Origin of the sequence: Deinococcus aerolatus (assembly GCF_014647055.1) — a bacterium.
In the GTDB taxonomy this organism is placed as follows: domain Bacteria; phylum Deinococcota; class Deinococci; order Deinococcales; family Deinococcaceae; genus Deinococcus; species Deinococcus aerolatus.
The window spans coordinates 152,804-161,445 of sequence record NZ_BMOL01000009.1; the positions used below are offsets into that span (position 1 = coordinate 152,804).

At 67.4% G+C, this 8,642-nt stretch carries 9 protein-coding genes and 1 pseudogene; 3 read left to right on the forward strand and 7 right to left on the reverse strand.

Translation table 11 applies throughout. The features are described from left to right. Nucleotides 1-178: 178 nt before the first annotated feature. Nucleotides 179-1,984: an alpha-amylase family glycosyl hydrolase gene (locus tag IEY31_RS11045; RefSeq protein ID WP_188971878.1), complete on the forward strand. Its 1,806-nt coding sequence runs from the start codon at nucleotides 179-181 to the stop codon at nucleotides 1,982-1,984. Here IEY31_RS11045 and IEY31_RS11050 read toward each other — a convergent pair. Continuing rightward, the gene (locus IEY31_RS11050; protein WP_188971881.1) at nucleotides 1,941-2,492 is read right to left on the reverse strand and encodes a P-loop NTPase family protein; all 552 of its coding nucleotides are present in this window, start codon (nucleotides 2,490-2,492) and stop codon (nucleotides 1,941-1,943) included. The two genes, IEY31_RS11045 and IEY31_RS11050, sit on opposite strands and share 44 nt — an antisense overlap. A 100-nt stretch (nucleotides 2,493-2,592) precedes the next feature. Here IEY31_RS11050 and IEY31_RS11055 point away from each other — a divergent pair, with 100 nt between their 5' ends. Further along, the gene (locus tag IEY31_RS11055) at nucleotides 2,593-2,970 is read left to right on the forward strand and encodes an NADH-quinone oxidoreductase subunit 15 (protein WP_188971883.1); all 378 of its coding nucleotides are present in this window, start codon (nucleotides 2,593-2,595) and stop codon (nucleotides 2,968-2,970) included. A gap of 68 nt (nucleotides 2,971-3,038) precedes the next feature. Here IEY31_RS11055 and paaD read toward each other — a convergent pair whose 3' ends face one another. From paaD to IEY31_RS11080, 5 genes are all read right to left on the reverse strand, one after another. Beyond that, on the reverse strand, nucleotides 3,039-3,539 hold the full coding sequence (gene paaD, locus IEY31_RS11060) for a 1,2-phenylacetyl-CoA epoxidase subunit PaaD (RefSeq protein ID WP_188971884.1): 501 nt from the start codon (nucleotides 3,537-3,539) through the stop codon (nucleotides 3,039-3,041). A 34-nt stretch (nucleotides 3,540-3,573) separates the two neighbouring features. Continuing rightward, entirely contained in the window at nucleotides 3,574-4,353 is a 780-nt protein-coding gene (paaC, locus tag IEY31_RS11065) for a 1,2-phenylacetyl-CoA epoxidase subunit PaaC (RefSeq protein ID WP_188971886.1), read from the reverse strand. Further along, nucleotides 4,350-5,018 carry a phenylacetic acid degradation protein gene (locus IEY31_RS11070; protein ID WP_188971888.1) on the reverse strand — a complete coding sequence of 223 codons (669 nt, stop codon included), beginning with the start codon at nucleotides 5,016-5,018 and terminating at the stop codon, nucleotides 4,350-4,352. The genes paaC and IEY31_RS11070 overlap by 4 nt, the downstream gene beginning before the upstream one ends. Nucleotides 5,019-5,155: 137 nt before the next feature. Next, nucleotides 5,156-6,121: a 1,2-phenylacetyl-CoA epoxidase subunit PaaA gene (gene paaA, locus IEY31_RS11075; RefSeq protein ID WP_188971890.1), complete on the reverse strand. Its 966-nt coding sequence runs from the start codon at nucleotides 6,119-6,121 to the stop codon at nucleotides 5,156-5,158. Between the two features lie 188 nt (nucleotides 6,122-6,309). Continuing rightward, nucleotides 6,310-7,299: a polyprenyl synthetase family protein gene (locus IEY31_RS11080; protein ID WP_188971892.1), complete on the reverse strand. Its 990-nt coding sequence runs from the start codon at nucleotides 7,297-7,299 to the stop codon at nucleotides 6,310-6,312. Nucleotides 7,300-7,413: 114 nt separating this feature from the next. Between IEY31_RS11080 and IEY31_RS11085 the strand changes: the two genes are divergently transcribed. After that, nucleotides 7,414-8,397 (forward strand): alpha/beta fold hydrolase, encoded by a 984-nt coding sequence (locus tag IEY31_RS11085; protein WP_188971894.1) that lies wholly within the window; start codon nucleotides 7,414-7,416, stop codon nucleotides 8,395-8,397. A gap of 92 nt (nucleotides 8,398-8,489) precedes the next feature. Here IEY31_RS11085 and IEY31_RS11090 read toward each other — a convergent pair. Continuing rightward, nucleotides 8,490-8,642, reverse strand: a pseudogene (locus tag IEY31_RS11090) (IS5/IS1182 family transposase); the annotation flags it as partial.

Here is an 8,642-nt window from a genome sequence, read left to right on the forward strand (position 1 = left end):
AGACGGATGGAATGCAAGCCAGGCGCGGGGCTTGACCTGGGGTCCCGCTCCACTCAGACTGTCGGGCAGAAGGTTCAGAAACCCACAGGCAACGCTTGACCGCACGCGCGGCACGACCTCTTCCCGCACCATCTGGGAGAGGTCGTGCCGCGCGGCCCCCCATTCTGGAGGACACGAGATGCATACAGCCCAGCACGACCATACCCCCGCCTACACCGACAGACTGGGCGCGGCCCGTGGCGAAACCGTCCGGGTCAGGATCCGTACCACCCTGCCAGCCGAGTCCGTGCACCTGAGATTTGTGCGTGTGGGCGAGATCGAGCTGGCCGAGGCGCGCGAAGTCACCGGCATGGCGGGCGAGGGGCGCTGGTTCGAGGCCGAACTGCCGGTTCATGACGTGCGGGTGCGCTACGCGTGGCAGCTGAACCTGCCCGACGACCACCTGAACCTGACCGCGCTGGGTCTGCACCATACCCGGCGGGGCTTTCGCAACTGGTTCCAGTACCTGGCCGGGTACGTGGCCCCCGCCTGGGCCTGGAAGTGCGTCTTCTATCAGATTTTTCCGGACCGCTTTCGCAACGGCGACCCTGCCAACGACGTGCAGACCGGCGAGTACATCTACGCGGGGCGCGAGGTGGAGCAGGTGCCCTGGGATCATCCGGTGGACGCCTGGGGTGACATCCACGCCCACTACGGCGGCGATCTGGGCGGCATCACCCAGGCGCTGCCGTACCTGACTGATCTGGGGATCAACGCGCTGTGGCTGACGCCTATCTTCGTGTCGCCCAGCAACCACCGCTACGACATCACCGACTACCGCCACGTCGACCCGCACCTGGGCGGCGACGCGGCCTGGGACGCACTGGCGGCGGCGGCGGACGCCGCAGAGGTCCGGATTGTGCTGGACGGCGTGTTCAACCATGTAGGCAACGAGAACGCGCTGTTCCGGGCCGCGCTGGAGGATGAGGCCGCGCCGCAGCGGTCGCTGTTCACGTGGCGCGACGAGGAAGGCAAAACGCCGTACCACGCGTTCATGGACGTGCCGACGCTGCCCAAGATCGATTACCGCAACGCCATTGCCGCCCAGGAGTTTCTGGACGGCGAGCAGAGCGTGGTGCGCCACTGGCTGCGGCGCGGGGCCTCCGGCTGGCGGCTGGACGTCGCCCACATGATCGGCGCGGGCGGCACCGACGAGGACAATCTGCCGCTGCACCGCACCCTCAAGCGGGCGGCCCGCGAGGAACGGCCCGACGCCTACGTGTTCGGCGAACGCTTCTACGACCCCGAACACGCGCTGGACGGCACGGGCGAAGACGCCAGCATGAACTACCACGGCTTCGGCCTGCCAGTGGTGCAGTGGATCGCGGGCGCGACGTACTTCGGCGAACCCAGCCGCCTGGACGGAGCCGAACTGACCGACATCCTGTGGGACGCCTACCACGCGCTGCCGCCGCAGGTGGCCCTGAGCATGTTCAACCTGCTGGAGTCCCACGACATCGGGCGGGCGCTGTACCGCGTCGGGAATGACCGCACCAGATTTCTGGCGGCCTACACGCTGCTGATGGGTTACGTGGGGGTGCCCTGCACCTATTACGGCTCCGAGGTCGGCGTGACCCAGAGCAGGCCCGGCAACATGCCCTGGTGCCGCGAGCCGATGCCCTGGGATGAGGCAAAGTGGGATATGAAGCTGCGTGACCGGGTGCGGGCGTTGATTCACCTGCGCCGCGAGACCCGCGTGCTGCAAGAAGGTTCACTACGTTTCCTACACGCCGAAGCGGACGCCGTGGCCTTTCTGCGGGAGTACACCCACGGGGACGGCCGCACCGAGCGGGCCGCCGTCATTGCCAGTCGGCGCGGCGAGGCGCACCCGGTCCGTCTGACCCTTCCAGCGGGCGATTGGCGGGACGCCCTGAGCGGCGAGGTGTTTGAGGGCGGCGAGCTTACCCTGGACGCGGCAGGCGGGCGGATTCTGCGGCAGGGCTGAGGCTTCTCAGCCACCCCTCCGCCTCGCGCGGAGAGCGCAACCGGATCAGGGTGAGGTGCGGATATCCGGCGGCCAGACCCGGCGTTTCCCGCCGCCGCTGCCAGTGCGTCCTGAACAGCCAGCGCAGCGGCGCATCGGCCTGTACCGCGCCGCGCAGGGTTTCGCGGTTGCCGTTCCACAATTCCTGCCGGCCGACCACCCGCCGCAGCATGCGCGTCAGCACCCGCCAGAACACCACCTGTGCGGCATAGTCCAGCCACACCAGGGTGTCGGCCCGCGCCCAGCCGATGTCCCTGGCCTTGGTGTAATTGCCGTCCATGACCCAGCCGGACGGCGCGGTAAAGGCGTCCACTGCTGCGCGGAACTGCCCGAGCGGCGCCTCCTGCCAGCCGGGCAGGTGGTTCCAGGCGTCCTGCTCGCCGTGGGGAACTTCCAGCCGCGCGGCAATGGCCCGCGCCAGGGTGGTCTTGCCGCTTCCGGTGGTGCCGATCACAATAACGCGCCGCATAACGGGCCAGTTGATCTCACCCCCCGCCTTGCAGGCATCCGCCGAATGGCGTACCGGGAAGTGCCGCAGCCCGCAGCCCCTGCGCTATGCTGCCCCGTACATGTCACACGCACCCGATTCGGCGCTGTACTCGCAGTGGATAGAGTTGCTCGGCTGGCTGGAAGCGGAGGCGACGGCACGCGGCCTGACCTTCGAGAAGGTGGCCGACTTCCCCGATTACATCTACCGCATGGAACGCCCCTACGATCTGCCCACCACCATCATGAGTGTCAGCGTGGGCGTCGCTGGTCAGGCCCTGCTGGCAGCGGCGGTCAGCCCCCGGCACGTTGATCTGAAGGCCGTGAGCCTGCGCGTGATGGGCGGCAGCAAGCACTGGCATCTGCACGCCGGGCAGCACGGCTTGGTGGACGGCAAGCGCCCCTTCACGCAGGAGCGGCTTGCGGCGCTGCTGGACGGAGCGGTCCGGGGCGTGGCCTGACCCAGCAGGAAAAAAGTGAACGCCCCGTGTTCCTGTCTGCGGGGCGTTCACTTTTTTCCTGCTGGCAATCACACGCTCTTGAAGCCCTCGAACGGCTCCTTGCAGGCGTCGCAGACGTACAGCCGCTTGCACAACGTCGGGCCGAAACTGCCGGTCATGCGCACGTCGAAGCTGGCGCAGCGCGGGCAGCGGGTGGCGTCGGCCTGAAGCTGGATCAGGCCGTCCTCGGCCGGGGCGGGCGGAGCGATACCGTACTCGCGCAGGCGTTCGCGGGCGTCTTCCCTGATCCAGTCGGTCGACCAGGGCGGCGTTAGGGTGCTTTTCACCTCCACCTCGGCGGCCCCCAGATCACGCACCGCCTGACCAATGCTGTCGCGGATGACGTGCAGCGCCGGGCAACCACTGAAGGTAGGCGTGAACGTGACCGTCACTGCCCCAGTCTCGCCAATCTGAACGTCACGCACCATGCCCATGTCGGTCACAGACACCACCGGAATTTCGGGGTCCGGCACGGTGGCCAGCGCGGCCCAGATGGCCTGGGTGGTGAGCGGGGATCGGGTGACGGTCATGTGAACTCCTTTGGGGCGGTGGATCAGGTGACCCTTACCACAGCTGCGCGTCGGGGTGGGCACGGTACACGCGCTGCATCTCGTCCAGCAGCGGCGCCAGGTGTTCGGTGTGGTGCCCCCGTCCAGGCTGTTCGGCCCCGGCGGGCGGCAGGCCCAGGCCGCACTGCACGGTCAGATGCGGGACCACCAGACCATCCCACCGGGCTTTCACAGCGCCCAGGTCAGGCAGAATGCCCGCCGCCGTCAGTTCAGCCTCGCCCTCTTCCGCCTGAAACAACTGACCGACATCCGGCCACAGGGCGTTCAGGGCGTCCTGGGTGCGCCGCAGGCTTTCAGGGGTACCCAGTGCCAGCCGCTCCACCCACAGGGCGGTGTGCTGTAGGTGAAAACGCTCCTCGCGGAAGGCCTTGCTTGCCACCTCGGCCAGCGGCGCGTAGCTGCTGTGGCGGGCGGCGTCCAACCACAGCGCCTCGTAGGCGTCGTACAGGTACTGGCGCAACATGGTGAAGGCCCAGTCGCCCTTGGGCCGTTCCACGAAGCGGGCGGACGTGTACTCGTCGGCGCTGCGGGTAAAGGCCAGCGCGTCTGGATCAGTGCCGTCCAGGGCGCGGCGCAGCTCCAGATACAGCCCGGCGTGCCCCAGCTCGTCCTGTGCGATGTTCGCCAGGGCAATGTCCTCTTCCAGAATCGGGGCGTGGCCGGTCCACTCGCCGCCGCGCTGGGCCAGGATGATCTCGTCGTCGGCCAGGGCGGTCAGCTTGCGAATCAGGGCCGCCTGCTGAGTTTCGGTCAGGGTGGTGGCAGGAGCGGTCATTTCTGAACCTCGTGTGTCTTGAGCTGTTCGGGCGCGGCGTCGTGCGGGTGGTCATACACCTTGTGGTCCGCCACGTGCGGCTCCTCGGTGGCGCGGCGGGGCATCCGGCCCTCGCGCTTCAGCTCTCCCACGTGCTTGCCAATCACGCCGTAGTACTGCTGCTGCTTGTAGGTCTTGTCCCTGGCAGGCGCAAACCAGCTCTCAACCGTTTCCGCGTCGTCGTCGGTGCGGGCAATGGCAGTTTCGGCAAAGACCAGCCAGGCCAGCGCGTCGGCATGGGCCTCGCTGGCCTGCCGCAGCGCGTCGCCGGGGCCGGTGGCCTGCACCGTGCCCACCAGATCCACGAAGGTCATGCTGCGTTTGTGGGACTTCTTGACGCCCACGTGGTAGCGGTCGGCCTCGCCGGGCGTCTCCAGTACTTCCGGATGGGCAGCGATCTCCTCGGGGGTGGCAATCAGGAGGTCGTCCTCGCGCACGGCCCACAGGTTGACGGCGGCGGGGCGGCGCACAAACACGTTGCGGGCGGTCAACAACGCGTGGCCCGGATCGCCCGCGTGAACGCTGCCTACACTCTGGTACGGACGTTTTTCAGAGTCCTGCTTGAAGACTTCCCAGCGGGGCCACTGGGTGTCGTGCGAGGACGGCTCGGATGGGGGTTGGGTCATGGGATTCCTCGTGGCGGGGCTGGGGAACGTGCAAGTTGGCGGCATCTTTCGCGGCCGCTCTCCATGAAAAGCGGCCGCGCAGCCGCTTCAAGGAAAGAGCAGGGGGCCAGGACCTAGCTCGTTCAGTCCTGGGCTGGTCAGTCGGCCGCGACGGCACGCTGACGGTCGGTGTAGGCCTGCAGCGCCTCACGCACCCAGGCGCCGTCGTCGTGGGCCGCCTGACGGGTGGCGAGGCGTTCCTGGCCCAGCCCGCGTTCGCCCTTGATGACGGACCAGAACTCGTCCCAGTTGATCGGGCCATGCTTCCAATTGCCCTTCTCGTCCTGGTGCAGATCGGGGTCAGGAATGGTCAGGCCGGCTTCCAGCAGTTCGGGGGCGTGCTCGTTGATGAACTCCTGGCGCACCTCGTCGTTGGTCTTGAGCTTCACGCCCCACTTGCTCATGATGCCGGTGTTGGGGCTGTCGGCATCATGCGGCCCCAGCATCATCAGGGCGGGCCACCACCAGCGGTTCAGGGCGTCCTGCGCCATCTCGCGCTGGGCGGGGGTGCCCTGGGCGTAGGCGACAATCATTTCCTTGCCCTGCTTGTGGTGGAACGTTTCCTCGGAGCAGATGCGCACCATCGCGCGGCTGTAAGGGCCATAACTGGCGCCCGCCAGCATGGTCTGGTTCTTGATGGCCGCGCCGTCCACCAGCCAGCCGATCATGCCCACATCGGCCCAGCTCATGGTGGGGTAGTTGAAGATGCTGCTGTACTTGGCGCGGCGCGTCAGCAGGGCGTCGATCATGCCCTCGCGGGTGGCGCCCAGCGTCTCGGCGGCGTGGTAGAGGTACTGCCCATGCCCGGCCTCGTCCTGCACCTTGGCCATCAGAATGGTCTTGCGCTTCAGGGTGGGGGCGCTGGCAATCCACTCGCCCTCGGGCAACATGCCCACCACTTCACTGTGCGCGTGCTGCGAGATCATGCGGATCAACTGACGGCGGTACTCGGCAGGCATCCAGTCGCCGGCCTCGATCTTCTCACCCCGCTCGATCCGGGCCTCGAAGGCGGCGTGCTGCTCGGCAGTTTCGTTCGGCGCAATGTGGCTGTTGGGCTGGGTCATGGGAAGAACCTCCTGAGATGGCCCCAGTCTACCTAACGAGCGTTAGGTTGGTGGTGAGGTCCATGAATGCTGGACGTTCAGGCCCTTGCCGCCCCATCCTGGGAACAGCCAGAACTGCCGTCGCAGCCCACGATTTCCGGTATCCTCGACGTGCCTCCTCCAGGCACCCGCCTTTATCTTTCTACCTTTCAGGCCTCGCGCGTGGCCAGTTCACGCATGGCGGCCAGCAGCTCGCCCGCCGCCTGCTGGTCCGGCGCGTCGCGAAACGCCTCCGACAGCAGCGCCAGACCCTCCTCAGCCTGGGCGTGCGCGTAGGCCTGGGCGTAGGTCACGCTGCCGCTGTCCAACAGCCCGCGGTGGATGTCGGCAATCGTCTGGGGGTCCTTGTCGGGACGGTTCAGGCCCATCTGTGTCAGGAAGGCCTGACGCTGGGGCGCAGGCGCGGTTCTGAGCCAGTGCAGCACGATCAGGGTGCGCTTGCCCTCCAGCAGGTCGCCGCCGATTTCCTTGCCGTACTTGACCGCGTCGCCCGCCAGATTCAGCACGTCGTCGCGGATCTGAAAGGCCGCGCCCAGCGCCAGCCCCGCCGGGGTGAACTGCCCAGAGGGCGTGACGCCCGCCGCCAGCGCCCCCAGCCGCAGCGGAATGACCACCGTGTAGTACGCGGTCTTCTGGCGAACCATCTCCAGGTAATCCTCCTCCACCAGATCCCAGCGGCGGTCCTCCACCCAGCACAGGTCCAGGTGCTGGCCCTGTGCGGTGTGGTGGATCATGTTCAGGAACTCGGGCATGGTGTTAGGCACGGCCGCACGGTGGACGGCAGCCCACATGTAGGCGTGCAGGGCGTCACCCGCGTTGATCGCCAGTGGCACGCCGTGCAGGCGGTGCAGGGCCGGTTTGCCGCGCCGCTCCTCCGAGTCGTCCTCGATGTCGTCGTGGATCAGCACCCAGTTCTGGAATAGTTCCAGCGCGGCGGCCAGCCACAGCGCCGCCTCCCACTGCGGGGTGTCCACGGTCACGCCGTGGGCGCGGGCGCTGGCCAGCAGCAGTTCGCTGCGAATGCCCTTGCCGCCGCGCCGGGGATAGTCGCGCAGCATGTCGTAATACTGCTGGTATTCGGGGCGGGTCCCGGATTCGGGCAGCAGCGACAGCACGCGGGACAGCAGATCAGGACGCATTGGGCCGTAGTTTAGCCGCCGCCGACCCGTGCGGCGAACTTCAAGAGGCCAGCATGAAGAGAACAGCACCGCCAGCAAGAGCCAATACCCGGCCGCACGCGGCACGATAGAGAGATGAACGTCTCGCGCAAGACTGTCGCCCTGATCCTGCTGGCCGGAGCCCTGGCCGTGGGTCTGGCCGCCTGTGCCCCCACCGCCACCACCGTGCCCGTGCCGGATGCGAAGGCCACCACCGATCTGCGGCCCGCCGTGGGGGGGGAGCGCAAGTACCTTGACCTGCCCGGCTTCGGCCAGGTGGCGTACTACGAGGACACGCGAGGCGAGGGCCGCCCACTGGTGCTGACCCCCAGCGTGAACGCCGCCGCCAGCGCCTACGAGATGAAGCCGGTGTGGGACGCCTATGTGGGCACCCGCCCGGTCTACGCGCTGGAGTGGCCCGGCTTTGGCAGCAGCGCGCGGCCGGACACGCAATACACCAGGGAACTCATGACCCGCTCCCTGACCGCCCTGGTGCAACGGGTCGGCACGGACGTGGACGTGGTGGGCCTGAGCCTGGGCAGCGAGTTCACCGCCCGCGCCGCCCTGGGCGAGCCGCGTATCCGCAGCCTTGCGCTGATCAGCCCCAGTGGCCTCGGAGCGCCGCGCGGCGGCACGCAGGAGGCCAACGCGGAAGACGGCGGCAGGAAGCTCTATAACCGCCTGAACGCGGTCAGTACCCCGCTGTACGCCGCCCTGCGCATCCGCCCCAGCATCGAGTACTTCCTGAGCCGCTCGTTCCGGGGGCCGGTGGACAGCGGACTGGTGGACTACGGCATGGAGACCAGCCGCCAGCCGGGCGCGAAGTACGCCCCGGTGTACTTCATCAGCGGGCAGCTGTTCACCCACGACGCCTACGCCGAGCTGTACAGCAAGCTGACCATTCCCGTGATTGTTCTGTACGACCAGGACGGCTTCGTCAGCTTTGAGCGCCTGCCACAGTTCACCCAGCAGAGCGGCGTGCAGGCGGTGCGCATCGAGGGAACGGACGGCCTGCCCCAGTTCGAGAAGATGCCGGAAGTGAAGGCAACGCTGGACGCTTTCTGGGCTGGGCAGCAGTAACACCAGGGCATTGAAAAGCTGGCCTCCTCTCCCCCTCAACGTGGGAGAGGAGGCCACCGTCTTTCGCACAGGCCTAGAGGCTGCCAAGAACCCTACCCAAGAAAGGGCCTGATTTTCGCCAACATGAGAACGCAATCGGCGACGAAATGAAAGCCGATAAGAGTGGAAGAAAGGCGTCCCAAATCTCGTCCCAGGCGACGAAAGCGTGATAACCACGCCAGGGAACGCTCGACCACCCAGCGCCT

Excerpts from the sequence above, each read along its gene's own strand:
- paaD (WP_188971884.1), bottom strand. The coding sequence starts at position 3,539 with ATGACCGTCACCCGATCCCCGCTCACCACCCAGGCCATCTGGGCCGCG.
- paaC (WP_188971886.1), bottom strand. The coding sequence starts at position 4,353 with ATGACCGCTCCTGCCACCACCCTGACCGAAACTCAGCAGGCGGCCCTG.
- paaA (WP_188971890.1), bottom strand. The coding sequence starts at position 6,121 with ATGACCCAGCCCAACAGCCACATTGCGCCGAACGAAACTGCCGAGCAG.
- IEY31_RS11050 (WP_188971881.1), bottom strand. The coding sequence starts at position 2,492 with ATGCGGCGCGTTATTGTGATCGGCACCACCGGAAGCGGCAAGACCACC.
- IEY31_RS11070 (WP_188971888.1), bottom strand. The coding sequence starts at position 5,018 with ATGACCCAACCCCCATCCGAGCCGTCCTCGCACGACACCCAGTGGCCC.
- IEY31_RS11045 (WP_188971878.1), top strand. The coding sequence starts at position 179 with ATGCATACAGCCCAGCACGACCATACCCCCGCCTACACCGACAGACTG.
- IEY31_RS11055 (WP_188971883.1), top strand. The coding sequence starts at position 2,593 with ATGTCACACGCACCCGATTCGGCGCTGTACTCGCAGTGGATAGAGTTG.
- IEY31_RS11085 (WP_188971894.1), top strand. The coding sequence starts at position 7,414 with ATGAACGTCTCGCGCAAGACTGTCGCCCTGATCCTGCTGGCCGGAGCC.
- IEY31_RS11080 (WP_188971892.1), bottom strand. The coding sequence starts at position 7,299 with ATGCGTCCTGATCTGCTGTCCCGCGTGCTGTCGCTGCTGCCCGAATCC.